A 26,121-nucleotide genomic window follows, 5' to 3' on the forward strand; every position below is an offset into this window, starting at 1 on the left:
GAGGAAGGGCACGTTCACCGCGGTGTGCGCGGCCTCCCGCACCACCGGCTTGGCGTTGAAGGCGACCCCGAGCCCGGCCGCGTTGAGCATGGTGCCGGGCCCCTGATGCGTGCGGGTGCGCGCCGGTCAGTCCTCCTCGTGCGCGTCCGCCGCCTCGACCTCTTCGCGGGTGATGCCCAGCAGGTACAGCACGGTGTCGAGGAAGGGCACGTTCACCGCGGTGTGCGCGGCCTCCCGCACCACCGGCTTGGCGTTGAAGGCGACCCCGAGCCCGGCCGCGTTGAGCATGTCCAGGTCGTTGGCGCCGTCGCCGATCGCCACCGTCTGGGCCAGCGGCACCCCCGCCTCGGCGGCGAACCGGCGCAGCAGCCGCGCCTTGCCCGCACGGTCCACGATCTCTCCGGTGACCTTGCCGGTGAGCCTGCCGTCGATGATCTCCAGCGTGTTGGCCTGGGCGAAGTCCAGCCCCAGCCGCTCCTTGAGATCGTCGGTGACCTGGGTGAACCCGCCCGAGACGACGCCCACTTGGAAGCCGAGCCGCTTCAGCGTCCGGATCAGCGTGCGCGCACCCGGCGTCAGTCTGACCTCGCTGCGCACCTTGTCGACGACCGAGGTGTCCAGCCCCTCCAGGAGCGCCACGCGCGCGTGCAGCGACTGCTCGAAGTCCAGCTCACCGCGCATCGCGGCCGCCGTCACCTCGGCGACCTGGTCCTCGCAGCCGGCGTGCGCCGCGAACAGCTCGATGACCTCGTCCTGGATCAGCGTCGAGTCCACGTCCATGACGACGAGCCGCTGGGCCCGCCGGTGCAGACCCGCGGCGACGACGGCGACGTCCACGCCGAGCCTCGCCGCGTCCGTCACCAGCGCGGTGCGCAGGGGCTCGGTCTCCACGCCCGAGACCGCGAACTCGACCGCGGTGACCGGGTACTTGGCGAGCCGGAAGATACGGTCGATGTTGCCGCCCGCCTTGGCGATCTTGGCGGCGGTCGCGGCGGTGGCCTCCGCGGTGAGCGGGTGGCCCAGCACGGTGACCAGCGAACGGCCGAGGCCGCGCGGGCGGTTGTCGCCGAGGCCGGAGATGATCTCCGCCTGCATCTTGATCGACTCCGCCCAGCTGTGGACGGTCGCCCGCAGATCACCCTCCAGGGCGCGCGGCGGTGCGGTCACGAGCGCGCACAGCACCATCCGCCCACGGGTGACGACCTGTTCGATGTCGACCACGTCGACGGAGTAGGCGGCGAGGGTGTCGAAGAGACCTGCCGTGATGCCCGGCCTGTCCTTCCCGAAGATCTTCACGAGAAGGGTGGGCACGTCGGAGGACGGAATCTGCTCAGCGCTCATGGTGTACCCACCGTACATTCCGGTGTGTTCCCTCGCACCAGCCCCGCCCTGGTCAGAGCGGGTCTTCGCTGTTCCCTGCGCGTCCCGGGGCGAATCGGGGTCGAATCAGGCGAGTCAACCGTTCCACGGGTCAACTCACCCTTCGTGCCACGATGGTTAGCCTCGTTGCGTCAATGAGTCTTGCACATCAGGGGCCTCTGGGGTCAAGTGCCCAAGTCAGCCGATACTTGGACGAGATCAAGGCCATCGTGTCCGTACTCAACTGACTGATCGGCGCCGACGGGTTCTGTGGTCTCAGGGTCAGAGGTACCGAACAGTTGGCTGAACGTGTTCACCCTCACTCCCTGCACGGCGATCGGAGGGTGCGCATATGTGTCCCACGTCTCAGTGAACTGAGCATGGCGAGAGAGCGCCTGAACGGTCTTCGGGTCGTACCTTCCGTCGGCGCCCAACCTCGTTGTGTAGAAGTGTTTCAAGTCGTGGAAACGCGTTCCCTCGGGCAGGCCGGCGAACTGGACGGCTTCCCGCCATTTCTCATTGAAGGTGGTGGGTGCCACGGGCCGTCCAAGTCGCGTGGTCACGATCAGCCCCTCATCGAGTGGGGGGATGTAACCGCTCCGCCTGCGCATCCTTTGCGCGGCCTGGCTGACGGGTGCCGGGCCCCTGAAAAGGGTCATGTGCTTGGCTAGGCGCACGAGCAGGAAACGGTCGATCGGCAGCGTGGCGTAACTCGCTTTAGTCTTGAGCTTCGCCGCCCGGCGTCGTTGTCGTTGTTCCTCGACGTATAGCACACTCTCTTTCCAGTTCACCGAGGTTTCCTTGAGGCCAAATGCTTCACCCTCGCGCAGACCGGCACACGCGGCGATCCAGACGAGGATCTCGTAGCGCGGCTCAATATTTCTCATAGCCTGCGCTACCGCAGCCACCTGCTGCGGGGAGAGAGTCACGTTGACTCTGTCTTGAACTTCCGGCAGCTCTATCCGGGAAACGATGTTTGCTGGGAGCGGAACGTCTGCATCAATCATGTAGTTGACCAGGATGCGCCAAGTTTTGTAGATCTGGCCGATATAGTCGGCAGATTCCACACCGGGCTTTTCGATCAGGTAATCGACGAGAGCCGTTGTATCTCGACGTTTTAGTGTCTTGGCTGTCCTGCTTCCCAGGAACGGGATAATGTGCGTGCGTATGTGGCTTTCGTAGGTCTCAGTGGTGCCCTCGTTCTTATTGCGTTTCCTTCGGCCGTCGATCAGCTGCTGTGCGAAGGCTTCAACCTTCTCGTTTCCTAGGTCGGGGTCGACCCAGGTTCCGGTGCGCATGGTGACCCGAACCTCGTCGAGGTGGTCACGAGCCTCCTGCCATGTGTTGAATGCTGGCCGTCGCGGTTTCCCGTTTGGATCTGTGTAGCGCGCCTGCCACTGCTGCCCTCGGCCGTGGTCAGCAGACGGATGTAGGGGGGTCCTCCTCGTGCCGCACTTGCATTGAACGTCATCCTTCTTTGGGTAACTTTTGTGCCACCGATCGAACGGCACATCGGACTCGGCCATATTTCCCTTCCATGGAATGTTTGCAGCCTTTCTCTGTCTGCAGGGTCTAGGGTGCCATTGGTTTCGGCGGCCGGGCAAGCTCGCCCTGTTTGATTCGCTCAAAAAGATCGTTGACCTGTTTCTCGCTATAGCGCACCCGACTGCCGTTTCTGTTCCCTGCCCGGTTGTCTCCTGGTCCGGGGCGGTAGTGAGGGCCAAGAGGGATGGCGTGGAGTAGGCCGCGATTTGTCCATCTACGCCGCGTGGAAGGTGAAATACCCAGGCGGTGTTCGACCTCGCTTGGCATCATATAGCGATCTGCTGCTTTTGAAGCGGCGGTCTCGGATGAACTTTCCGCTCGTTTCATAGCAGTATCGCAATCGGAGTTGCGAGCGAAGTCGAGGAGGAAAACCTCCCGTGAGTCAATCTGCTGTCCGGCAAGATCGCGCCTCCCATGGCTGAGCTGTTCTCCCCTGGATGGGCGAGCTGGGCGAGGAGCCCATCCTTCGGAGCGGCTCTCCGGATCCATCAACAAATGTAGATGAATGAAGCAGACGGTAGCTCATGGAGAGGTGATGCAACAGGCGTCGCTGTGCCTATATGTGCTAGTTGGATACTTTATGTCGTAAACATTTGTAGATGAATGATGGGGCTCTGTGAGTGGCTGCGTGTGACAGGCTTGGGCGGAGGTCGTGGTGAACGTGGCTTGCCTCAGCGGAGGCTGACTGCTGGGCGAGCCCAGCTCGGTCCCGTGGAGGTCTAGCCAACCCCTGGCCGCAAGCTGCAAGGGAGGGGAGCAGAGGATGCTCCTTCTGTCAGCTGCTGCATCGCGAGCTAGGGTCCGTCTTCAAACTGATCTTGCTCAGAGCAGGAATGACGCGAGACTGACCGCTGCCTCGTAGGAGGTGGCAGTCTTGTCGCACCTGGTGGCGATGCCTCGAAAGCCTTTGAGGCGGTTGAAGCACCGTTCAACTGCGTTGCGGCGGCCGGCCACCGGCGTTCAGCCCTCACATTTATCGCCGCCGCAACGCAGCTGAACGGTGGCGTACTGCTCCGTCACCAGGCCAAGGGAGCTGTGGTGAACTTGCCTGACTGCACGTGAGCGCTGCCGCCCCCTCCGTTCGCGCGGTTCCGGGAGACACGGCTAGGGCGGCTTCTCTGAGGGGTGGAGTTCAGGTCACCGCTGCGGCGAAGTCAATCTGTCTCACGGTCCGAAAGAGTTCGGCGTAGGTCAAGCCTGGTGGGAACCGCTCGACTACCCGGTGATGTATGTGCTGGCGGTATCCGACCTCGGCCAGCATCCGGAAGACGTGCATGTCGAGTTGTCGCTGGGAGGCGAAGCATTTCAGTGCGGCTTCCTTCGCGTCCAGGAGTTCTTGAGTTCCCACGAAGACGTTGGTGGGTTCGAAGTTGGTGCTGTAAGGAGAGCGGTAGTAGGTGAGATTGTTCGCCTCGCGCAGAGCGACCGTTGTCGCCTCCTGCCCGGTGATGCTGTGGTCGAGGTGCTGGTCGTCGGGGAAATGGGTGTAGACGATGTCAGGGCGCGCCTCGCGGAAGATCCTGAACAACTCGGCGTTGATCTCGCCGCGGTGCTCGACGAAGCGGGTGTCGGGGATGTCGGAGAAGGTGTACTCGGCGACTCCGAGGATGGCGCCGGCAGCCTGGGACTCCTCCCGCCGCGGCGTCGTGCCGTCTGGGCTCACGCCGCCAGTGGTCAGGCAGTGCACCCGGACCCGGGCACCGTTGAGGGCGTACCAGCGCATCCGCATGGCCATGGCGATTTCGGGGTCGTCGGGGTGGGCTCCCACGACGAGGACGCTCGTCATCTCGGCCTTCCCCCGTGGTGGCTGCTGATGGCGATGGCGCTGTGCAGGACCCGGCCGTCCAGGCCCTGCCAGCGAAACTGGTCTCCTTGGCCGCGTGGCCATCGGAGGTAGTGCATGCTGCCGGCCACGTCAGTCGTGCCTGCGTTGGTGAAGGCGATCTTGGAGGAGGCCCCGCCGTCCAGGTGGTAGATGTGTCGGGGGTCAAGGCTCTCACGAGCGCAGAGTTCGGCGGTCTCCGCGGAGGTGACGCCGCGGAAGGTGGGCGCCGAGGGGGCGCCGTCGAGTACGTGGAGCCACAGTTTCTGTCCGTGCACGCCGATCAAGGTCCGGGCGTGGCGCGTGACGCGGAACGGGTCGGTGCCCAGGCACTGGTCGTAGCCGGTGGTGCGGCCTGCTGCGGCGTCGGCGACGCTGGGCCCGAGAGAGAGGCCGTCGCTGAGGGAGCATACGTCCAGCCCGCCGATCTGGGTGATCTCGACGGTCGAGCCCACCCGGAGGTGTTCGGCGTGCGTACGGTCGGCGCGCAGCACAAAGTTCCCGGCGAACAGGTCGGCGCCTCCGCCCGGATGGATTGCCGTCACCCGGTGGCCGCGCTCCGGTGTCCAGGAGACAACGACGTCGACAGCCGTGGGATCGGATGGGGTGATGTTGGTGGCCGGGTTCACATCGCGCAGGAAGCCGGTGCGTGGATCGTCGGTGTAGCGTACGCGGCAGTTCGCGGCGCCGAAGACGGTGAGCACGCCGGGTTCGCGCCGAGCGCTGCTCCGCGATTCCTTCGAGCCGACCCACCGGTAGGGCCGTCCCTGGATGGAAAGGCTCCCGGAGGCCTTCAGCATGCCGATCACGGCTTGGCCGTTGCGGGTGAGGAAGGCGGGCTTGGAGACCGTGGGCAGGCTTACGACGTGCCCGTTGCGGCAGCAGAAGTCAAGACATGGTTCGGCGGGCTGGTAGTCCGGGTCGTCGGAGATGAAGGAGAACGAGCCGCTGACAACCGCGAGCGTGCCACTGATTTCGACCAGATCGCGCAGATGAAAGCCGTCTGTGTGGGAGATCGCCTCGGCCCGGACCTGCTGCAGGTCGAGGCGGAGCGTGAAGGCGTTGGTAAAGGCTCCCTGCCCCAGTTCTATCGCCCTGGCCTGGAAGCCGGCCCCTGGGGCGATGCGATGTCGGCGTTCGGAAACGCGCACGGCGAAGGCCCGTTGATCGCGGGCGAGGGACTGGATGTCCGAGACGTTGTAGCCGAGCGCGCGCAGGGCGGCAATGGAGGTCGTATCCCCCTCGCCGGGTGGCGTGGAAACGGATGAGGTCATGGAGTCGTCTCCCGGGAAGTCGCCGCGGCCCGAACCACGTCCTGCACGGTGAACGTTTCGGCGTCGAGGAGCCGCAGCACCCGTGTGCGGCACTGGTCCGCCAGGACGGTCGGTCCCGGTAAGGGGTAGGGCACGGTTTCGTCCAGCCGGTACAAGACCACCCCGGCCACGACCTTGGCCAGGAGCAGCGCCTCCGCAGGAGCCAGACACAGCGGCGGCTCGGCATCGAAATACGCGGTGAGCAGGGCCGGCACGAGCGTCCGCAGGTGCCCGGGCCGGCCGAGGTGGTGGATCAGCAGGTGGGCCAGGAAGTAGGCGATGTCGTACGGCGGCCAGCCCGCGTGAACGTTGTCGAGGTCGCAGATTGCCACGGAGCTGGTGGTGAGATGGAGATTCTTGGGGGCGAGGTCGCCCAGGACCAACTGCGGGTGGGGTACGGCGGACAGTTCCTCGCACGTCTGCGCGAGTACATGGTGGCCGGTGGCACGCAGACAGAAGAGGAAGGACCGTTCCTGGAACCACTGGTTGCTGCGGGTCCGGAATGCGGTGTCGGCGTCCTGGGCGGCGTGGTGGATTCGGCGGAGGGTCCTGCCCAGGAGGGTCATCTCCGCGGCGGTGGCGGGGCGTTCGGTGAGCTGGTCGTGGTAGTTGCGGCCGCCGGGGAAGACGTCGGAAAGGATCATGGTGTGGGCCTCGGCGTGGAAGCCGAGGACCTGCGGGAAGACGGTCGGCGCGATGCTCCCGTAGACCGTCAGGGCCCGGCGTTCGTCATCGATGACGGTCGGGTCGGTGCGCAGCGACGGCATGCGGGCGTAGCGGTCTCTACGGATCTTCAGGATCACGCTCGTGTGCTCTCCGCGGACCCGGAAGACATGGGCAACGTTGCCGCCGTGGACGCGTTCGATACTGGTGATCAGCCCGACGCGCCGCCGGCAAGAGGTGAGGACGTCGGGCAGGTCAGGACCCAGCAGGCCGGACAGGCTCGGCAGCGGCGGTGCCGGTCGCGGCCGTCGGTCGTTCACAGTGCGGCCTCTAACCCGGCCGGAAGTGCCTGTGCGGGGAGCGGCGTGGCGAGGAAGGGCAGCCTGCTCACGAGGGAACCGCCGATCCGCTGCTGGGCCATGGACTGGTAGGCGCCTGCCATCAGTGTGGCTGCCCGGCGGTGCTGGGTGAGCTCGGAGCGCATCTCTTGCCGGCCCCGCTGGTCGTTCAGGTATTCGAGGAACTCCCACATCGCGCGATGCCGGGAGGACTCCTGGGTGGGCAGGGTCTCCACGGGGGCCGTGGCCGCACTGAGGGAACCGAAGTCGTAGCTGGTGTACTTCTTCCAGGTGGGGCGGAACGTGCTGTTGCGGAAGACGTGTACCTCGACATGACGTTCGCGGCCCAGCGCGTAGGGGTCGACGCTGGGGTGCCCGTCGCTGAGGGTCTGCAGGCAGTGAAGTTGGAGGGCCTGGAACGGGCCCTGTTCGATGATGTGGGTTTCGTGCCGCACCCGTCCGTTGCCCTTGTAGAGGCTGGCACGCGTGGGGGTCAGGCTGCCGCGCTGGGAGAAGCCAGTGTGCACCAGGTTGATGCTGCCCAGCGTCATGGTCCGGCCGTGGCTCTTGTAGGCCATGGATATGAAGGCGTCGATCTCCCCGAACCCCTCGGTCGCCGCGCGCAGTTCGGGCTCGGAATACGGGTTGCGGGCGGCGAAGCCGGGGACGAGCCGCTCGTGGTCGAGGACACCGAGTTGGGCCAGGAAGTCTTCTGGACGGGTGACATAAGCGTGGACGTCCACAGCGTCGAGTTCCTTGCCGGGCCTCTCGCCAGCGGCCAGCAGCCACGGCACGATGTCGAAAAAGTGGTAGCCGCTGTGGGCGGCCTTGCCATAGCCCTTGTCGAAGCCGTGGTAGGAGATGTCGAGCAGCTCGTCCGGCATCCGCCACTGCCCGTCGCTGTGAAAGGACTGGACACTGGTGACCGGGCAGTTGGTCTCCGCCGCGACCTCGGCGATGCACTGTCGCATCCGCCAGAAAGCCGGGTGGTAGCGCCGCTGGCTCTGGACGGTGACCAAGATCTTCGGAAACCGGCGCCGGGCCCGCCGGTAGCAGTCCAGGAGCTCGTCGAAGTCGTTGAGGATGGCTTCGGCCTTGCCCAGATTCAGCGAGCAGCCGGCGTGCACGCTGAGCGGCTTGTCCAGGAGCACGCTCAGCCCCCTCTCCAGTGCCCACCGGGTGTAGACCATGTGGTAAGCGGGCTCGGTGGACACGACGACGGCGTCGATGCCGCGGCGCTGCACTATTGCGTCCAGGACGTGGCGCACCGCCTCGGGCAGGGCTGCGACGTGGGAGTCGAACGGCCCGATCAGCGTCACCGGGATCGACCGAGACCCGTCGGCGGCGTCGTAGGCGACCAGAACGTCCGCTGTCCCCAGGAGATCTACTCCGCAGACGGTGCCGACGAGGCCAGCCGCCTGCCCTTCCGCCAGCGTCGGCAGGTGACTTCTGCGGGCGTGAGGTCCGACACCGACCACCAGAATGTTCTTCATCACGTCGTCCTCTCATACGCCGCTGGTCGAGATCGGTTGCGGGCAGGTGACGCTGTCACCGTGGCCCGGGGGCGGCCACGTGATGCCCGTGCAGTTCCGGCAGCAGGCCCTCGCCGACCATGTACGCCTCCTCCAGGTGCGGGAACCCGGAGAGGATGAACTCCTCGATTCCCAGGGCCGCGTACTCGGCGATGCGGTTGGCGACCTCGGTGTGGCTGCCGACCAGGGCGGTGCCGGCGCCGCCGCGCAGCAGCCCCACTCCGGCCCACACGTTGGGGTAGATCTCCAGGTCGGAGCTCTTCCCGCTGTCGCGGAACCGTTCGTGGAGCGCGCTCATCCGGGCCTGGCCCGTGGATTCACTGGCCGCCAGGGCACTCTGGACGCGGCTGACATGGCCCGCATCGATGCCCTCGATGAGGCGTTCGGCCGCCGCCCAGGCCTCCTGCGAGGTATCCCTGGTGATCACGTGAAAGCGGATCCCGAAGCGCATCTCGCGCTGGTGCTCGCGGGCGAGATCGCGTATCCAGGTGAGCTTCTGCGCAACCTGGTCAGGCGGCTCGCCCCAGGTGAGGTAGGTGTCCACGTGCCGGGCTGCGACCGGGCCCGCCTCCGGGGAGGATCCGCCGAAGTACAGCCGGGGCAGCGGATCAGGCGGAGCCAGGACGGTTGCGCCGCGGACGTTGTAGTGCTCACCCTGGAAGTCGAAGAGCTCACCGCTCCAGGCCCCCCGCAGCACGGCGAGGAACTCGTCGGTGCGGGCATAGCGATCTGCTTTGGTGAGGTGGTCGCCGAAGCGGGCCTGCTCCTCGCGTTCGCCACCGGTCACCACGTTCAGCAGCAGCCTGCCGCCGGACAGGCGCTGGAAGGTGCTGGCCTGCTGGGCGGCTAGTGTCGGGGAGATGAAGCCCGGCCGGAAGGCGACCAGGAACTTCAGCCGCTCGGTCTCGCGCGCGAGCGAGGCGCACATCAGCCAGGCGTCCTCGCACCAGGTGCCGGTCGGGGTGAGCACCGCGTCGAAGCCGAGGTCTTCGGCGGCCCTCGCGATCTGCGTCATGTAACGGATGGTCGGCGGCCTGAATCGGTCCGCGGTGGGGCGGAGCGCTCGGGCTGCTGCGGCCTCCGGCCCGTGGGTGCCCCGGGTGCCCACGGTCAGGGACCGGCCGTCGCTGATGGTAGGGAGGAACCAGTGAACCTGCATGCCGCACTCCGTCCAGCAGGATTGACAGGGGTAGTCAGTCGGACGTGAAATCGCCGGCCGCGCGTGCTTGCAGGCGGCGGTACACGGCCTCGTCCAGTTCGATCGTGTCGGTGTCCCGGGCATGGTCCGCACGCTGTTTGCTGGTCTGGCCGGGCAGGCGCACAGGGTTGCCGTTGCGTGTCACAGCGCTCCTCATCTCGTCCACGAACTTGGTGTTGCTCTCGGTGAACCCCGCGACCTGCCCGCCGAAGGACGGGTCGATGGCGAGGAACGTGTAGCCGGTGCTCCAGGTGGAGTCCACCTCGGCGCCCATGGGGAATCCGAAGAGCGATCCGGTGAGGATCTGCACGAGCAGGGAGATTGCGAAGCCGCGGTGTTCGCCGAACACCACCGCTGAGGTCGCGGCGTCGGGATCCTCGGTGGGGTTCCCGTGCTCGTCTACGAAGCAGCCGTGGGGTAGCGGGCGGTTGCCGCGCCGGGCCTCCCACAGGACTCCCATGGGCGCCATGGTGGTGGACATGTCCGCGACGACTGGTTCGCCGGCCGTGGGGATGGCGAAGGAGATCGGGTTCACCCCGAGGAGGGGGGTGCGGCCGCCGTGCACGGTTGCCTCGGCCCGGGAGGTGTTCATCGCGATGCCGAGGAAGCCCTGCCTGGCGATCCGCTCGCTCCACTGGGCGAGGATGCCGTACCGCTGGGTGTTGATCATCCCGACGATGCCAGCGCCGGCTCGGGCAGCCTTGTCCAGGGCGACGTCGACGGCGTACGCGGCGCTGAGTGGTCCGATCTCGCGGTGGGCATTGATGACGGCCAGTGCTCCGTACTCGCGGACGATCTGCGGGGCCCCCTGGCGCTGGGGGAAGAACCGGGATTCGAAGCAGAACTTTGCGACGCCGTGTACGTGTCTGCCGCGTATCTCGCCGGTCAGGTAGTGGTCGACGACGAAAGGGGTCTGGTCGGCGGGGACGCCTGCTGCGCGGCAGGCGTCGGCCATGAGCGTCCGCACGGCTTCGAGTTCCGTGAGCACGGTCTACTCCTCTCTGGGAGGGGGCACAAGCGGGGTCCCGGGCAGGACGCGGGGCCGGGCCGGTGGTACAACGGTGCGGGAGGCCAGCCTTGTCGAGGCCATGGGGCCGGTGATGCGGAGTCCCGGGCGTCGTCCGCCCGGTGTCCGGTGCACGGAGCAGGTACGGGTGGTGGTCCGCAGAGGCTGAGGGCGCGCCCTATGAACGGTGGGTGAGAACCTCGGCTAGCTGATCGAGCAGTGTGGTGAGCTGAAGGAGCTCTGGGCCGGTGCGCGCTCGGCGGAAACCGTGGCGGCGTCCGGAGAAGGTGGCCTGGACCGCGTGGAGTTGGGCCCATCGCCGGGCGCGCTCGCGGTCGAGTTCGGCTGCTTCGGTGAAGGCATCGAGGGTGCGCTGAGCGGTCTTGCCCAGGTCGTCGGCGTTCAGGAAGGCCGGAACACGCGACTTCAGGAGGGTACCGGCGTCATAAGCCGGATCTCCCGCGAGTCCCTTCGGATCGACGGCGAGCCACGGTTCGCGTTCCGCCCGCAGGATGTTGCGGGCGTGGAGGTCGCCGTGTACGACCCTGTCCGCCTGGTGGTGTCCCAGCTCTCGCACGGTGGCCACGGCGGCGTCCACCACATATGCGGGAAGCGTGTGGGACAGCTCCCGGGCGTCGGCGCGTAGCCGCTCTTCCCACTCCTGGGCCTGCTGGTGCAGGCGGGGCAGGCCGGCCGGGGCGGGAACCGCGAGGCGGCGGCTGAGCTGTCCGGCGATCGCGGCAACGTCCTCGTTGGTGTCGGACACCTGCGCCAGAGTTACCGGCTGAGCGCGCTCCAGCAGCATGGCAAAGCGTTCGTCGTCGCGCTCATACAGCTTGACCGCGCCGCGCCCGCGCCACACATCCAAAGCGTCCGGCTCCTGACGGTTGCCGGGATGTGGGAAGGACACCTTGACCACGGCCGCGTCGTTCACGCTGCGACGGCGGACCGGGACGATCAGGCCGATGCCCCCGTGCAGGACTTCACCGTCGAGAACACAGCCCCAGTGCTCCAGCAGGTCCTCCACGAGGCTTGGAAGACCGGCGAGCCACGACCGCCCGGAGTCACCCTCGCGCGCGAGGGTGGTGCGGACGAACGTCTGGGGCGTGGCGATCACCGGGGCATCGTACGGGGCGGGCGGCGAGTGGCGGGAGCGCATCACGAGATCCTGTCTATGCGTGAGGGGGAAGCCAGTAGGTCTGGCGGGTTGGCTGGGTCAGAAGTAGTCCGCCAGCCACGGTTCGCGCTCCGCGGTCGCCATCAGGAGGTGGGTGAGTGCGGTTTGATCGCCGCTCACTCCGGCCAGTGCGGCTGCGGCCCCGTTGCGGTATCCCCCGGCGTACCAGATGGCGAACTGGCCCCGGGTCAGCGTGAGCTGCCCGGCGCGGGTGGTGGGCGTCAGTTCTGCCTTGCCGTCGGCGATCTGGAGGGCGAACTGATCCGTGCTCTCGCCGCATTCTGTGACGACTTCGATCGGGAGGGCGAGGTCGACCTCCTCGCTCCAGCCGCGCAGGTGTATGGCCTGCTGCAGGTCCAGGATGCGCAGCATCCACGGGTGCCACGCCCGCGCGGCGAGCTGGCCGCAGCGGTGCAGGTGATGCAGTAGGAGCGGTGCGGGGGGTAGCCCTGTGCGCTGGAAGGAGACGGTGGGGATGCGGCTGTTGTGCCGGCCGAGGAAGGCGAACATGGCGGCGGCCGCCGCTTGGTCCGCGGCCCAGAACTCGTGCACCGTCAGCTGCCGTCCCTGGGTCGGATGCCGCTCGCCGGCCACGGACAGCACGCCGGTCGGCGTTTCGCCGGGCAGGTTGAAACAGTACGTGGCCAGGTCGGGGTGCTCCCCCTGCTGCCACTCCTCCCACCAGGACGGACGCTGCCACGGTCCGTTCCACCGTGCGGCAAGGCCGTTACGTAACCGGCGTATGTGCTCGTTGGTTCCGTAGGAGATCTCGAAGCGGGACTCGTGGAAGCTGCGCCGAAGTTCGTCGGTGGGGACGGTCCACGAGTACACCGGGGTGGGCGCCTCCCAGCCCAGGCGGCGGACGTAGCCGGTGGAGGCGGTCCAGAGCGTGGCCACCACCGCTCCCTGCTCCTTGAGGGGCCGCAGTCGCTCGGTGACCAGGTCGGCGGCGAGATGGCTGCCGCGTTCTTCGGGGGCTACGCATCCGCAGGCCATGCTGGCGGCGGGCACCGGGCGGCCGCCGAAGTACTGAGGGATCAGAAGCCCCAGGCCGCCGGCGACGATCTGCCCGTCGCGGACAGCGACACGGCGGTCGGCGTGCTTCCCAAGGCGCAGGATGTCTGGGACCGGGTGGCCGTACGCGCGCCGGGCCAGGGAGTCGTACCTCATCCACAGGTCGTCGTCCGCTTCCACGATCTCCAGTGCACGGGCTGGCATGCCGTGCCTCCTTCAGTAGTTGGTCGCGTCGCGCAGAACGCTCGCGTCGGCGGGGACGAGGAAGGTGCGGGTGCAGCTGAAGACCCGCTGGTCGTGCTGGTTGTAGCCCTCGATCCGGCACGACACGATCCCGGTTTCGGGGCGGCTTGCGGAGCGGCGGGCGCTGAGGACCATGCTCTGTGCACGCAGGGTGTCGCCGACGTGCACGGGCTGCTCGAAGCGCACCTCGTCCAGGGCGAGGTTCGCGGTCGTTAGGGCGCTTGTGGTGCGGACGGTGAGCCCCAGGACGATGTTCATGGTGAGGATCCCGCAGACCAGGACCTGATCGCGTCCGGTCCGCGTGCAGAACTCGGTATCGGAGTGGACCGGTGCCTCATTGCCGGTGAGCGCCAGAACCTGGACATGCTCCGTCTCCGTCACGGTGCGGGCCGGCCGGTGTTCGATCACCATGCCCACGATGTCGGCGAAGCCCTGAAGACCGAGCCCGACTGCTTCACGGATCCGGTTCTCGCTGATGCGCCGAAAGCCCTGCGGGACGCTACTCACTGCGTGCCTCCGTCGACGTGGCGAATGCGGGCGTGGCACCCGCACAGTCGGTTACCGCGCGGGCCGCGGCGACGAGCGGCGGCCCGATCATGTGACCGTCGACGGTGGTGATCTCTCCGTGGGCGGCCTCCGCGGCGGCCACCACGGCAAGCGCCGCCGCGAGTTCCTGGGGCGTGGGCCGGAACGCCTTCTGGATGACGGGAAGTTGCTGGGGATGTATGGCGACCTTGCCGAGGTATCCGAGATCCGCGGCTTCGTCGGCCTCGTGCTTGAGCCCGTCCGGATCACGCAGGTCGAAGTAGGGGGAGTCGATCGCGGGCAGGCCCGCGGCAGCCGCGCCGACAGCAAGAACGGAACGTGGCTGCCGCAGGGCCCGGCTGTTGAGGCGGCAGTGGGCGGCGGCCGCGTAGTCGGCGGCCCCGAACAGTACTCCCGCCAGAACGCGTGTCTGCAAGATCGTACTGAGGCGCTGAATGCCCACCGGCGTTTCGATCAGTGCCCAGACACACCGCTGTCCGTCTTCATCCGCGATGATCTCCGCGACGATTTCCACGTCCCGCGCGGATTCGACCTTGGGCACGACAAGCACGGCCGGCCGCACCCCTGACTCAGCCACCGCGAGGAGGTCTTTCAAGCCGTGCACCGTTCCCGGAGCGTTGATCCGCACCCCCGCCGCCGTAGTGCCTGAACCCTCAGCCGCCGCGCGTTGGGACAGCCAGGTGATCACTGCCTCGCGCGCGGCGTTCTTGCTGTCGGGCGCAACCGAGTCCTCCAAGTCCAGCAGGGCGACGTCCGCGCCTGAGCGGACAGCTGTGTCAAACCGTCCAGGCGCCGTACCCGGAGTGACGAGCCAGGTGCTGCGGCCTTGGGCGGACGCACCCTGGCGGCCTCCGGGGAGAGATCGAGAGCGCTGCACGCCGCCTCCTGAGGTCTGTTGTCGTCCCATCTGGTGTCACTCTCCGAGGATGGGCTCAGTTGTTCGATGGGGGCGACCGTGTGAAGGGCGTCCCGCAGGCGTCCCGCCCTGGCAAAGGAGTCACAAGACGAGTGCGCTGAGTGATGGGATGAAGGAGTGGATAGAGACCGCTTGTCTTCCGCTGACGGTGGCCCGCCGCGCGCACGGCCTGTCGATCCGTGACCTTGTCGCGACCACCTTGTGTCACATCCGGCCTGACAACGTGGGTGGTGCCTCGAAGTCGTGGCGCGGCGAAATTATTGGGGACAGTTTCTTGGCCTTCGCTGTGGGCCCATGAGCTAGGTCCAAGTGTTCTTCAGTAAGTAGGCCTTCAGCTCGGAGGCGTGGCTGGCCATGGCCACGGCGCCCGGGTCGACCTCGGCGATCTCTCGCCACATGCGGACCGTGACTGTGGCGAACGCCCGCAGGGCCTCCGGTGTGGCCTGGCGCCAGGACGGCAGGCGGCGTACCCAGCTCAGTGCATGGCCGACCTGGTGGCCAGCTTCCATCATCCGCAGGACCATCCCGAACGGGTCGATGAACGGGGCGCCACGGGCGGGACGCACCCAGTCGACGATGTACGCGTACTTGTCGATGAGGATGCTGTGCGGGCCGATGTCGGTGTGTAGCAACGTCCTGCCGGCGAAGTGCTTGGCCATGCCCTCGTCGGCGTATCGGGCGTACCGCTGTTCGGCCCAATCGATCTCGGTCAGTTGCCAGAACGACGCGTACTCGTCGGGGATGTGTGCCAGCGACACCTCGCGTAGGGCGTCGATGACGTACGTCAGGTCGCCGCTGTTGGTGAAGTTGGCGCGGTAGCCGTCGATGGCCTGGAAGCCGGTCATCAGCCAGCCGTCGGCGTCGACCCGCCACAGCAGGCGCGGGCACGCGTTCGGCAGATGCGGTGTGATGGTGGCTTCCCGCACGAGGGGCAGCGCCGTCGGGGAGTCGACGGGGGCCGCCTTCATGAAGACGGTTCCGCGCTCGGTGTCGAGGAACGCGGCCAGCTCGCAGCCGACCGGGTGGCGGTCCCTTCTGGCCCCGCTGACGCGGCCCGTCTGAGCTTCGACGGTGCGTCGGACTTCCTGTGGCAGATCCTCGAAGGTGTAGGCGGTAATGGACACAAGAGCGGTTCCTCGTCTGTCAGTTAAGTGTGAAAGCTCGATGGTCATGAGGGGTAGGTCGCCGTCAGCGCCGCGAGATCCGCCAGCGCCACGAGTGCGCGGGCCACATGGGCGAGCCCTTCCAGATGGTCGGCCGCGGTCAGGTCGTTCCCGCCAGCGCCCTTCTGTAGTTCCCTGCGCGCCGACGACACAGCCCATTCGGCGGCCCGGCGGTTGCCGTCGTTGGAGATGAACCTGATGAGCGCATCCACGTGTGGGAGGAGCGTCTCGACGTCAGTCCGTAAGAGCGGGGTCAGCTCTTCGACGCGCTGGCGTGCAGGCAGGGTCTGCGGCAGTTCACGGGTCGCCATCAGCGCTTCCTCGCAGCGGGCTCTGCAGGCCACCGCGTCCATACCCGCCGTCGGGGACTGTGCGACCTTCAGCTGGGCGCGCGCGGCTACCTGCTGGACCGCGGCCGGTGAGCACAGGGAGTGCGGGGAGTGCATCGGCACCGACCAGTAGGAGCGGCCGCCACCCGCGGTCGCGGCGGTTAGGTCGGGGCGCGGCACGCCAATGTAGTAGTCGGATCCGAGGAGCATCGCCCCGGGGATTCGCCAGTCGCGTGGGACGGTCGGCGGGAGCAGGAAGTAGAAGGCGGCGTTCCTCTCGTCCACGAAGGCCGGTCCGCCGTGCAGCGTCGCCTCCAGGTGAGAGGCGACGCCCTCGGGCTCCGTGGTGCCGGCCGCGAGGTGGACGAGGGCAGCGGGCATGCGCACGGCGGCGAACAGGACGCCGACCGAGAGCAGCGTGACGCCCCGCTTCTCCCACTCTGCAGAGGCGGCGGATGAGCTGGACGAAGCCAGCAATAGCCATGCCGCGACCCTCGGGTCTGTGCCACGCATGGCGGACATCCCAATCCCGGGCTCAAGGCCCTGATGGGATGCGAAAGCGCCTACTCCGGCCATACCGAGCCCCCAAGCGGCTGTTCCGTTAGCGGATACGGGGAGTAAAACGAGGACTACGCTGGAACGGGTAGTGCCTGTAAGCATCAACCGGTATACCGTGTATAACGCCCTGCTTGGGAGGGTGGACCGATAGTGACCAATGCACGTCAGCGCAACGAACGGCTCCAACAGGCTTTGAAAGATGCCAGCCTGACGTACGACGGCCTCGCTGCCGATGTGCGGGCCATCTCCGCTGAAGCAGGTGATCCGCTGCGTACCAACAGGTCCGGCGTCATGCAGTGGGTCAAGGGCAGGCCGCCCTCCCCTGTCACGGCCGGATACATTGCCGAAGCACTGAGCCGTCGGCTTGGCCGTCAACTGCGGCCTGCCGATCTGGGGTTCGACGCCCCGGACATGGAACAGCCCCACAGTCGGCTTGGGTTGGCTGTAGGGCTGGATCCAGTGGACACGCTACGGCGAATCGGGGAGGCAGACATCCATCGGCGCAAATTCCTCACGGCGGCCGCCTATTCCGTCGCCGCAGCGGCGCTGCCGCTGGGCACAGAGCAGGCCGTCGACTACGCGCAGCGCGCACGTACCGCCCACACCGGGCGAGCGGGCCAGGCCGAAATCGACGCCGTCCGCGACATGACCAACCTGTTCACCGCCGTTGATGAGCGCCACGGCGGACAGCACGGGCGCAGCGCGGTCGTGCAGTACCTTCGCACCGATGTCGCCGCCCTGTGCGAGGCGCAGTTCGCGACCGAGAGCGAGCACAAGCAGGCCATGTCGGCAGCCGCCGCAGTGGCCTATCTGTGCGGCTGGAAAGCCTACGATGCCTCCGAGCACGGTCTCGCCCAGCGCTACTACCTTCAAGCACTGGCACTGACCCGCGAGGCCGGGGACCGCCTCCACGAAGCGTGGATTCTGCGCATCCTCGCCCACAACGGCATGGACATCCGGCGACCAGAGCACACCCTCGCCCTCGCCGACTCCGCGCTCGCCCTCGTCAAGAACCGCGTCAACCCGGCGACCGAGGCCCTGTTCTCGGTAACCAGGGCACGCGCCCTCGCAGTCGCTCGGAGAGGGCCTGAGGCGGCCAGCCAGATCCGCGCCGCCCAGGATCTCGCCATGGCCGGCCAGGTCGAAGCGCTGCCCGAGTGGGCCGCACGCTGGGGCTCACCCCTGGCCACCGTGTCCAGCCACACCGCGAAGACGTTCCGCGCACTCGGCGACCACGCCAACGCCGAGCGCCACTACGGAGCCTCCGCGCGCGGACGAGTCCAGAACGAACAGCGCCGCATCAGCGCCCTCACCATGGCCGCGCAAGGCCGAGAACAGGCCGCCCAAGGGCACCTGGAAGAAGCCTGCGGCACCTGGTCGAAGTCGCTGACATCGTTCAGCGGGGTCCGCTCCGACCGGGCCGCGAAGGAAGTCCGGGCGATCCGACGGCATCTGCGGATCTTCCACGGCCGCGGTGTCCGCGCAGCCTCTGTCCTCGACGAACAGGCACACGCCTGGCAGAAGGCGTACGCCGCCAACTGACGGAGGGCTTCATGAACGAGGTGAGCTACCAGCGGCACGAGGATGGAGCAGCCGCCGGAGAGCTCGACACGTTCCTGGCCGCCTACCAGGAGGTGTACAAAGAGCCACCGTACTGTGAAGGGCCCAGCGACGTCAGCGAGTTCATGGAGCACTACCAGGTGCATGCGAGGCGCCCGGGGATGCGGCTCGTCCTGGCCCGCAACGAGGACCAGGTCGTCGGCTTCGGCTACGGCTACCACCTCGCACGGGACACCCGCTGGTGGGCGAACGTCCAGGACGTCGAGCTGCCCGCCGAGTTCATACAGGAGGATGGCAAGCGCACCTTCGTGATCATCGAGCTGGCTGTGCGCAAGCCTTTGCGGCGGCGGGGGATCGCCGCCGCGATCCACGCGCGGCTTCTGGACGGTCTGGACGCTGAGCGCGTCACGCTCACGATGCGGCCCGAGGCGGAAGCGGCGCCCGCGCAATCCGCATACGCCGCGTGGGGCTACCGGAAAATCGGCGTGTCACACCCGTGGGCCGAGGCACCGCTGTACGACTGCATGCTCCGCGACCTGCGCTGAACCGACCCCTCCGCCGATGTCAGCGGGCCACTGGACGGTGTACGTATGGCACCCACCCGGCCCGATAGCCTGGCGGCGCCCGATCCGAACAGCATCAAAGCGGGGGATCCGCTCGCTCGTTCAGCAGCCGGAAGACCCGACACGGACCGAGGTGCACGAACGCCGCCCAGGGCCAGGTATTCCTGCATCGGCATCACAGGCCTCCTCCGGCCATCACGAGACGGTTGATGACACGGTCAGCGCTGGCCCGTCCGGATCCGGCTTCGACGATGTTGAAGTTGTTCGTGATGCTGGGCCCCACGGGGGCCTGGGCGGCACGGCCACACTGGCGCCCGTACGTCTCCAGAGGTCCGCCGCCGTTGCCACCCCGCCCGCGCGGCCTGCGCGTGGGCGGGGTGAGGGTTCGGTGTCGGCATGGGCCGGTGCGGCGGCGAGGGTGATGATGGGGCGCGCGAATGGCTTTAACACCGCTGGACGGCCCCACTTTTCCGGCCTCAGCTGGACCAGCCCAAACCGGACGCCCGCTGATCCGGCCTCCGTTGGCCCCACCTGACACCTGCTGTAGATCCGTAGGAAGGGGCCAGAGCGGGCCGGAATCGAACCAACGAGTGGGTCCAGGTCGAGCCGAGTTTGGTGGGGCCAATTGCGCCGAGGAAGCCAGCGCGCGACACATCGAACAGCTGATGATCAACATCGTGAACGGAATGCAGACCGGGCGTTGTGGTCGCAGACGGGCTGGCCGCAGGAATCGACGCGGGTGATCCGGACCGTGTCGAGATTGGCGAAAAGGGGGGTAGGGCATAGGGTGCGTCTCCCTCGTCGTGCAGGAGGCTCCCGGCCCACAACCAGCGGTGCTACCGCGGAGCATAGCCAGCAGTAACGCTGTCACCCATCAGGGCGCAGGGGGCTCGTCCACGTCCGTCTCAGTCCCTGCCCTGCTCGTCGGCGCGCCTGCTTGCCTCGCAGGCGCGCCCGGGGCCCAGTCGAGCGGTGACTGGGGCAGCTGCTTAGCCAAGAGGCACCTTCGCGAAGGGCTCCCATTCGTACATCTGGTTATCTCGATGGATCACGATGAGTTCTGCGCTGGTAACGCTGGCGTGCGCCGGTGCGAGGTCGATGCCGTCGAGGATCTGCGCGAGCGTTTCGGCAGGCCCGTCTCCGGCGCTGTACGCCACGGAGACGTGCGGCGTGAACTCTTCGGCGTTTTCCGGGACCTCATCGAGGACATCGCCAATGGCCTGCCGGATGGAGTGCCGGACGTCCCGGACGGGGCCATCGGGATGAACGTGCAGCAGCACCGCTTCGGGATCGAGGACCTCCGGCCCGATCCGCAGGTTGAAAGCCGGAATGGCGGCCAGGCGTATGCGTGCCGCCTCCACAATGGCGTTCACGTCTGCTTCCCTAGCCTCGCCCACGAAACCGATCCCCTGCATGGTCAGGTGGAGCCACCGGTCAGGGATCGGAGTGAGGACATCTCCGAGAGGGGCGAGAGCGGACCGGTACTCAGCGGCCAGCCGGTGCACATCGTCTTGGCCTTCGAACGTCAGGTGCCAGGTGTAGAAGCGGCGGCCGACACTCCAACCGGGCCGCCACCACCAGTGGTTCTGCATGGTCTCGGGTCGCGTGGTCATAGTCCGTGATCAAATCAGGTGGAGCCCGACCCTGGCGAGAGGGCGGCTTGTCTGGGAGCGGAGTCGCGGCAGAACTCTTCGATGGCTTGGCGTAGCCCGGTGCCTGCGGTGCCGCCGCAGTTTGATCGGCCGATCCCAGAGCACAGTTCGCCGAGCCGGCGGGTGACCGGCGTCATACGGTGGTCCGAGGGGAGAGCGAAGACGGGCGCGAGGGCTTCGAGCGCTCCTTCTGCTTCGCCCGCGGCGAGATGGGCTGCGCCCTGGCTGATGTGGATCTGCGCCTCGGTGCCGTACGCCCGGATCGGCTGCGCGTGCAAGAGAGCGAGGGCGTTGTCGGCGGACCGCAGGGCATCGGCTGGCTGGCCGATACGCAGCTGAACGGCTGCCGCATAGTTCTCCTGCCGCGCGGGCGAGCAGGAGAATATGCCGCCGATCTCGTCCTCGGGAGTTGCTGCTGCGCGCGCGTCCTGGGCACGGAAGAGGGCTCCCGTGGCCTCTTCCTGCGCCCCGAGTTGAGACCAGGCGTCGGCTTCCTGGCAGGCGAGCAGCACCGCGACTGTGCCCGTGGTGTTGTACGTGGCGCCGCGCCGGGCGAAGTTGACCGCCTCGCGGAGTCGGCCATCCCAGAACGCCACCTTGGAGCGGGTCGACAGCACCCAGGCGCGCAGGTCGTTGTGCCCGGACAGTTCGGCGCACAGCCATGCCGTCCGTCCGTGGGTGTCCGCTTCGCGGAGTTGGCCCAAGTCGGAGGACATCCAGGCCAGGAGCCCGCACAGGTAGCCGGCGGCGACGTACAGGTCTGCCGACTGGCGGGGGTACTGGTGGCCTTCGAGAAGGGCGAAGACACGGTCGCGCAGTGCCCGGGTCCTCGCGAAGAGCGCCAGCGGTTCTGACGTGAGGTAGTCGGAGGCGAGCGTCCGCGTGTCAGCCACGAGTTGTTCAAGGGCAATGTCGCCGACGTTCGAGGATTCCGCCCACTGTGCCCATGTCGCGGACTCGTCGGCGGCGAGACGTAGAAGGTCCGTCCCGGCGGGGCCAGTTGGGGTGACGATGGGCGACGGCGTGATCGGTGCAATCGGCGGTGCGACGGATTGCGGCTGGCGGGTGAGCAGTTGGAGGTCTGCCTCCGGCAGCATACGCCGGTCTTCCAAATCGAGCAGGTCTTCGACCCGGCACCCCATGGCGTCCGCCGTGGCGAACAGGACGGGCAGGCTGGGTCGGCGCGATGAAGGGCCGGGCCATTTCTCCCACTTGCCCACGAGGGATGCGTCGGCGGCGACATATTCGCCTGAGGCTCTGGTACTGGCTTGGGTGATGCGGTCTGCTGCGTCTTGAAGCGTCCAGCCGTTGGCGTGCCGCCAAGCCTCTCTCGGACGCATACGGAAGCGCGTGCGCATCTCTATGGCGATGTCCGCGAGCGAGCATCCGGCGGCGGTCATGTCCTGGCGGAGGGCGTCCCGGTCTGCCTTGGAGCCAGGTTTTGAGGAAGCGTTCATCGGCATGCTCCCGGTGCGGTGTGTGACCTCAAAGTAGCCGCGTCGCCGCTCTCCCGGGCGGGGGTGACCTTGAAAGTGCGGGATACGCAGTCCAACCATCTACCTGGGCCTGTCAATCAGCCCAGGTCAAGGGGCTGTTGGGCGTCCAGAAAAGTTGGTCATTGGCGCCCGTGACGTGAGCTGTCCGGCTTGGAACCGTAGTAGCACCGCAAATAACTACAGCCCCAAGGACAGAGATGTCAGCTGGTCAGGACACGCGTGACTGGGACGGTCTCGCCACGCGGGCGACACCTGTCCCGGTGCCGGATCAAGGAGTCGTTGCATGACGCAGATGGTGAGCGCTGCTCTCACCGTTGTCTCGGCTCAGATGCGTGCAACCGATGCCCCTGCACTGTCTGTTGGACCGGACGGTGATGAGAGCGTGCACGATCCGAGCGACAGCAGGCCCGCCTTCCTTCATGGTCTGCGGCCGTTCGTGCGGGGATGGCCGGTGCATCCGACAGCGGTCCGGCTGGCGCGGGTGCATGCCCGGACCTGGCTGACGATGTCCGGGTGGCCGGGAGACCGGGATGAGGCCCTGCAAGTCGTGCACGAGATCGTGGACAACGCAGTCCTGCATCCCGTGGACGTTCTCGACGACGGGATGGTCGAACTGGCCTTGTCCCTCTCCGAGGACGGCGACTTGGTCATCGAGGTGACCGACCCGGACCCCCGGTTCCCCGGCTTCACCGACGCCGTCAACGCGGGGCCGGACACGGGACTTGGCCGTGTCCGTGCGCTCGGCGGCGAGATCGCCTGGGGAACGCCGGACGCCGAGCACGGTAAATCCGTGCGAGTGCGGCTGCGCCCATCCCCACCCTTCCGTGCCTGAACACCGCCCCCTCCCCCTGGCGTTACCCGTCCCGCCGGCCCCCGTGAACCACGACTTTTGAGGATTGTCATGCCGTCCCCCGCTGACGCCGCCCCCACCGAGCCTCATGCGACACCCGCCGACGCCCCCACCGCTCCGTTAGAGGTGCGCGAGGACATCGCGGCCGGCTTCGAGCTGAGTCTGACCGTCGTAGTCCGTCCGGACGCCGACGCGTACACGCGCGAGCTGGTACGGACCACGCTGGAAGGCAAACGCTGGCCGGGCAACGCCACCAGGGCCGCCAGCGTCGCCGCCATCCTCATCGACAACGCTGTCCGCCACGGCGCGGTTTTCCCCGACGGCACGGTCAGCCTGCGCCTGGCCGTGGACGCCGACACCCGCGAGCTGGCCATCGAGGTCGAGGACGCCTCCCACGAGTTCCCCGGCTTCGCCGGAGCCACGCAGCGCAACGACGGCAGGACGCCCAACGGGCTGTGGTGGGTCGCCCAGTACAAGGGCCGCCTGTCGTGGACCGTGACCAAGGACGACGACGCCCAGACCGTCGGCAAGCGCGTACAGGTCATCCTCCCCGCCTACTGAAGAGCGCCACCAGCCCGCTTTCCCCCTCTACGCCGAGGACCCCATGCCTTCCCCCCAGCCCGTCCCCCGCTCTTCCGGTCACCGTCGCCGCGGGCGAAACCGCCCCCGGATAGACCGCTACCTGCTCGACACGGTCGCCGGCGCGCTAGTCGCTCCTCTGGCCTGTATCACGGTGCTGTCCTGCGTGACCGTCGCCGCGACCGCGGCATTCGGCCTGACCGTCGTGCAGACCGCGATCGCTCTAGCGGGCAGTCTGCTGGTCACGGGGATCGTGGGCGGCGCACGCGTGCACGCGGTCGCTGCTTCCTTGCAGGCCGCCCGCGACGCCGACCTGGAGCGGGTCGCGAGCGCGGTGGCGGCCACGGAGAAGAGCCTCATCTGGACTGCGGAGGAGCTGTGCCGGGGAAAGGTTCCCCCGCTGCCCAAGGAGCCCGACCTGGAGGAGACCGGCGTCCTCGGTACGGTTTTGGCGGCAGTAGGGAACCTGAAGGTGCAGGGGGTCGCCGCGCAGCTGAGGGTGCACAACGAATCGCAGGCGGCCGTCCTGGTGACGATGCACCAGACCCTGGCTCGGCGCCAACACACCCTGATCGCAGGCATGTTGGAGCACCTGACGCTGCTCCAGGACAGTATCGAGGACCCGCATCTCCTCCACCGGATCTTCCGGATCGACCACCTGGCGACACGGTTGCGCCGTCTGGTCGAGAGCGTGGCGATCGTCCTGGGCGGGAAGTCGCTGCGTCAGCCCCGCAACGCGGCCCTGGTATCGAACGTGTTGCGCGGTGCGAAGAGCGAGGTCGTGAAGTACGAGCGGGTGCTGACCGCCAGCGCTGACGTGGGCGCGGCATTCGCGCTGCCCGCTCACGTGCACCCCGACGTCACGCACCTGCTGGCCGAACTCATCGACAACGGCCTGGACAGCTCGGACCCGAATTCCAAGGTGATTGTCCGGGCACAGAAGGTCGCCAAGGGCATAGTCATCGAGGTCGAGGACCGTGCGCTGCTCGTCATGGATCCCATCAAGAGGGCCCGGTTGAACGAGCTGCTGTGCGACCCGAACCCCGTCGACATCGCGGAGCAGGTCCGCACGGGCAACCTGGGTCTGATCGTCGCCGCCAAGACCGCCGCCAAATACGGTCTTGAGGTGTGGCTGTCGGTGAACCCGACGGGCGGTACCACGGCCAACGTTGTCGTGCCGAACCACTACCTTGTCCCGGCGGCGCCGGTCATCGGTACCGTCTCCGTCCCGGCCGTGCGGGAATCCGTGCGCACTCCCGGACGGGAGTCGGAGCGTACGGCCGATCGCGAGCCGCCTCCGCCGCCCGTCCCGGCCGCCGCTTCCGCCCCGCCGCCCGAGAGCGCGGGATCCGGGGGCCTGGATCCCCTCCCGAAGCGGAGGCGCGAGCCGATCCCCGCGGCGTCCCCCAAACAGGAGCCGGCCGTTGCGACCCAGGCCGCGAACCCGCGGACGGCGGCGAGCTGGCGCCGAAACCTGCGCGCCGGCCTCCAGGCCGATCGACCCCCCACCCACGACTCACCCCAGAGTTCCACCTCATGACCCACGCCCCCACCGCACCCCGGCCCTCGTCCAAGGAGATGCGGCAGGAGCTGGCCCAATTGCTCGACGCGTACGCCGCCGTCTGGTCTCTCGGCGTCACGCACTCTCTTCCGAAGCGCAGGCGGAAGCCGGCCCCCGTGCCGTCCCCCGAGCAGGAGCCGGCCGTAGCGCGCCAGGCCGCGAACCCCCGGACGGCAGCGGGATGGCGCCTCAATCTGCACGTCGGCCTCCAGGTCGATCCGTCCCCCACTCCACGACTCACCCCGGAGTTCCACGTCATGACCCACGACCCCACCACACCCCTTACCTCGCCCAAGGAAGTGCAGCAGCAGCTGGCCCGGCTGCTCGACGAGTACGTTGCCGACACCCCCGGCGCCACGCACGCTCTGCTCGCCTCCCGGGACGGCATGCTCCAGGCGGCCGTCACGCACATGGACAGAGACTGGGCGGAGAAGACGGCCGCCGCGTTCGCCTCGGTGGTCAGCCTCGCCAGGGGCCTGACCGGGCCGACGGACAAGCAGATGCCCGCGAAGCAGTGCCTCATCGATCGGGACGACGTCCTGTTCCTGGCGACCGAGGCGGGCGCGGGCAGCGCCTTCCACGACGACGGCAGGACTGTGGCGACGATCCTGGTCGTGTTCATCAGCCCGGACGCGGATGTGGACGGGGTCTCCTTCGAAGCCGGCCGACTGGTCCAGAGGTTCGCCCCGTTCATGACCACCCCTGTTCGTGTGCACGATGGTCTGGGCGCCGGTGTCGAATGAACTCCCGTCCCGGCCCGGATCCGGACCCTGCAAACGAGACGTCCAGCATCGTCCGCCTGTACACGCTGACCGGCGGGCGCACTCGCCCGCGTCACCGGCTCAGCATGCACACCGTGGTCGGTGCCGGGCGCCGCACGCCGCCCGATGTGTCCGAGGAGAGCGCGAAGATCATCGAGCTGTGCGGTCAGCACTCGCGCCCGCTCGTCGAGCTGTCCGGGCTTCTGAAGGTGCACCTGACCGCGGTGATGGTGCTCGTCTCCGACCTGATCGACGCCGGTGCGGTGAGCCTTCCAGTGCCGGAGACACCCGGCCAGGACCGCGATACGCAGAAACTGCTCGCGCTGAGCGCCGCGCTCAAGACCCGGTGGCCGCAGACGACCGTGAAGGCCGGGTGA

Annotated in this window: 23 protein-coding genes and 1 pseudogene; 7 read left to right on the forward strand and 17 right to left on the reverse strand. The window is 67.7% G+C overall.

All coding sequences use genetic code 11. The features are described from left to right. Positions 1 to 126: 126 nt before the first annotated feature. The 15 genes and pseudogenes from serB to ABZ896_RS09885 all read right to left on the reverse strand — a co-directional run bounded on the left by serB (position 127) and on the right by ABZ896_RS09885 (position 16,677). A complete protein-coding gene (gene serB, locus ABZ896_RS09815; RefSeq protein WP_360924707.1) occupies positions 127 to 1,341 on the reverse strand; it encodes a phosphoserine phosphatase SerB in 1,215 nt (404 codons plus the stop codon). Between the two features lie 203 nt (positions 1,342 to 1,544). Continuing rightward, positions 1,545 to 2,657, reverse strand: a complete 1,113-nt coding sequence (locus ABZ896_RS09820) for a site-specific integrase (protein WP_360924710.1) — start codon at positions 2,655 to 2,657, stop codon at positions 1,545 to 1,547. Between the two features lie 1,069 nt (positions 2,658 to 3,726). Further along, positions 3,727 to 3,846 (reverse strand): annotated as a pseudogene (locus ABZ896_RS09825) (IS5/IS1182 family transposase); the annotation flags it as partial. Between the two features lie 190 nt (positions 3,847 to 4,036). Beyond that, on the reverse strand, positions 4,037 to 4,690 hold the full coding sequence (locus ABZ896_RS09830) for a PIG-L family deacetylase (protein WP_360924713.1): 654 nt from the start codon (positions 4,688 to 4,690) through the stop codon (positions 4,037 to 4,039). Beyond that, positions 4,687 to 6,000: a hypothetical protein gene (locus tag ABZ896_RS09835; RefSeq protein ID WP_360924716.1), complete on the reverse strand. Its 1,314-nt coding sequence runs from the start codon at positions 5,998 to 6,000 to the stop codon at positions 4,687 to 4,689. Before ABZ896_RS09835 ends, ABZ896_RS09830 begins: the two co-directional genes overlap by 4 nt. Continuing rightward, on the reverse strand, positions 5,997 to 7,022 hold the full coding sequence (locus tag ABZ896_RS09840; RefSeq protein WP_360924719.1) for a phosphotransferase: 1,026 nt from the start codon (positions 7,020 to 7,022) through the stop codon (positions 5,997 to 5,999). The genes ABZ896_RS09835 and ABZ896_RS09840 overlap by 4 nt, the downstream gene beginning before the upstream one ends. Further along, on the reverse strand, positions 7,019 to 8,533 hold the full coding sequence (locus ABZ896_RS09845; RefSeq protein ID WP_360924722.1) for a Gfo/Idh/MocA family oxidoreductase: 1,515 nt from the start codon (positions 8,531 to 8,533) through the stop codon (positions 7,019 to 7,021). The genes ABZ896_RS09840 and ABZ896_RS09845 overlap by 4 nt, the downstream gene beginning before the upstream one ends. Before the next feature lie 55 nt (positions 8,534 to 8,588). Then, on the reverse strand, positions 8,589 to 9,731 hold the full coding sequence (locus ABZ896_RS09850) for an LLM class flavin-dependent oxidoreductase (RefSeq protein WP_360924725.1): 1,143 nt from the start codon (positions 9,729 to 9,731) through the stop codon (positions 8,589 to 8,591). 34 nt (positions 9,732 to 9,765) lie between these two features. Next, positions 9,766 to 10,758, reverse strand: a complete 993-nt coding sequence (locus tag ABZ896_RS09855; RefSeq protein ID WP_360924728.1) for an Ldh family oxidoreductase — start codon at positions 10,756 to 10,758, stop codon at positions 9,766 to 9,768. Positions 10,759 to 10,954: 196 nt separating this feature from the next. Continuing rightward, entirely contained in the window at positions 10,955 to 11,893 is a 939-nt protein-coding gene (locus ABZ896_RS09860) for an aminoglycoside phosphotransferase family protein (protein ID WP_360924732.1), read from the reverse strand. Positions 11,894 to 11,992: 99 nt separating this feature from the next. Then, the gene (locus tag ABZ896_RS09865) at positions 11,993 to 13,171 is read right to left on the reverse strand and encodes a GNAT family N-acetyltransferase (protein ID WP_360924735.1); all 1,179 of its coding nucleotides are present in this window, start codon (positions 13,169 to 13,171) and stop codon (positions 11,993 to 11,995) included. 12 nt (positions 13,172 to 13,183) lie between these two features. Continuing rightward, positions 13,184 to 13,717, reverse strand: a complete 534-nt coding sequence (locus tag ABZ896_RS09870) for a MaoC family dehydratase (protein ID WP_360924738.1) — start codon at positions 13,715 to 13,717, stop codon at positions 13,184 to 13,186. Next, positions 13,710 to 14,633 (reverse strand): aldolase/citrate lyase family protein, encoded by a 924-nt coding sequence (locus ABZ896_RS09875; RefSeq protein ID WP_360924741.1) that lies wholly within the window; start codon positions 14,631 to 14,633, stop codon positions 13,710 to 13,712. The genes ABZ896_RS09870 and ABZ896_RS09875 overlap by 8 nt, the downstream gene beginning before the upstream one ends. 338 nt (positions 14,634 to 14,971) lie before the next feature. Then, positions 14,972 to 15,796, reverse strand: coding sequence for an aminoglycoside phosphotransferase (locus ABZ896_RS09880; protein WP_360924744.1), 825 nt, complete (start codon positions 15,794 to 15,796; stop codon positions 14,972 to 14,974). 44 nt (positions 15,797 to 15,840) lie between these two features. Beyond that, positions 15,841 to 16,677 carry a DUF6415 family natural product biosynthesis protein gene (locus ABZ896_RS09885; RefSeq protein WP_360924747.1) on the reverse strand — a complete coding sequence of 279 codons (837 nt, stop codon included), beginning with the start codon at positions 16,675 to 16,677 and terminating at the stop codon, positions 15,841 to 15,843. A 195-nt stretch (positions 16,678 to 16,872) separates the two neighbouring features. On the opposite strand from ABZ896_RS09885, the gene ABZ896_RS09890 reads away from it, so the two are divergent. Both ABZ896_RS09890 and ABZ896_RS09895 read left to right on the forward strand, forming a co-directional pair. Then, positions 16,873 to 18,264, forward strand: coding sequence for a hypothetical protein (locus ABZ896_RS09890; RefSeq protein WP_360924750.1), 1,392 nt, complete (start codon positions 16,873 to 16,875; stop codon positions 18,262 to 18,264). Positions 18,265 to 18,275: 11 nt separating this feature from the next. Continuing rightward, a complete protein-coding gene (locus tag ABZ896_RS09895; protein WP_360924753.1) occupies positions 18,276 to 18,827 on the forward strand; it encodes a GNAT family N-acetyltransferase in 552 nt (183 codons plus the stop codon). Between the two features lie 1,007 nt (positions 18,828 to 19,834). Here ABZ896_RS09895 and ABZ896_RS09900 read toward each other — a convergent pair. Both ABZ896_RS09900 and ABZ896_RS09905 read right to left on the reverse strand, forming a co-directional pair. Next, positions 19,835 to 20,458, reverse strand: coding sequence for a 2'-5' RNA ligase family protein (locus ABZ896_RS09900; RefSeq protein WP_360924756.1), 624 nt, complete (start codon positions 20,456 to 20,458; stop codon positions 19,835 to 19,837). A 14-nt stretch (positions 20,459 to 20,472) separates the two neighbouring features. Continuing rightward, entirely contained in the window at positions 20,473 to 21,897 is a 1,425-nt protein-coding gene (locus ABZ896_RS09905) for an XRE family transcriptional regulator (protein WP_360924759.1), read from the reverse strand. A gap of 379 nt (positions 21,898 to 22,276) precedes the next feature. Between ABZ896_RS09905 and ABZ896_RS09910 the strand changes: the two genes are divergently transcribed. The 5 genes from ABZ896_RS09910 (at position 22,277) to ABZ896_RS09930 (ending at position 26,121) form a co-directional block, all read left to right on the forward strand. After that, on the forward strand, positions 22,277 to 22,825 hold the full coding sequence (locus tag ABZ896_RS09910; protein WP_360924762.1) for an ATP-binding protein: 549 nt from the start codon (positions 22,277 to 22,279) through the stop codon (positions 22,823 to 22,825). A gap of 69 nt (positions 22,826 to 22,894) precedes the next feature. Next, positions 22,895 to 23,404 carry an ATP-binding protein gene (locus ABZ896_RS09915; protein ID WP_360924765.1) on the forward strand — a complete coding sequence of 170 codons (510 nt, stop codon included), beginning with the start codon at positions 22,895 to 22,897 and terminating at the stop codon, positions 23,402 to 23,404. Between the two features lie 184 nt (positions 23,405 to 23,588). Next, complete coding sequence (locus tag ABZ896_RS09920; protein WP_360924768.1) at positions 23,589 to 24,962, forward strand: ATP-binding protein; 1,374 nt, start codon at positions 23,589 to 23,591, stop codon at positions 24,960 to 24,962. After that, the gene (locus ABZ896_RS09925; protein WP_360924771.1) at positions 24,959 to 25,726 is read left to right on the forward strand and encodes a roadblock/LC7 domain-containing protein; all 768 of its coding nucleotides are present in this window, start codon (positions 24,959 to 24,961) and stop codon (positions 25,724 to 25,726) included. The genes ABZ896_RS09920 and ABZ896_RS09925 overlap by 4 nt, the downstream gene beginning before the upstream one ends. Beyond that, positions 25,723 to 26,121, forward strand: coding sequence for a DUF742 domain-containing protein (locus ABZ896_RS09930; RefSeq protein ID WP_360924774.1), 399 nt, complete (start codon positions 25,723 to 25,725; stop codon positions 26,119 to 26,121). The genes ABZ896_RS09925 and ABZ896_RS09930 overlap by 4 nt, the downstream gene beginning before the upstream one ends.

This window comes from Streptomyces sp. NPDC047072 (assembly GCF_040643855.1).
Taxonomy (GTDB): Bacteria; Actinomycetota; Actinomycetes; order Streptomycetales; family Streptomycetaceae; genus Streptomyces.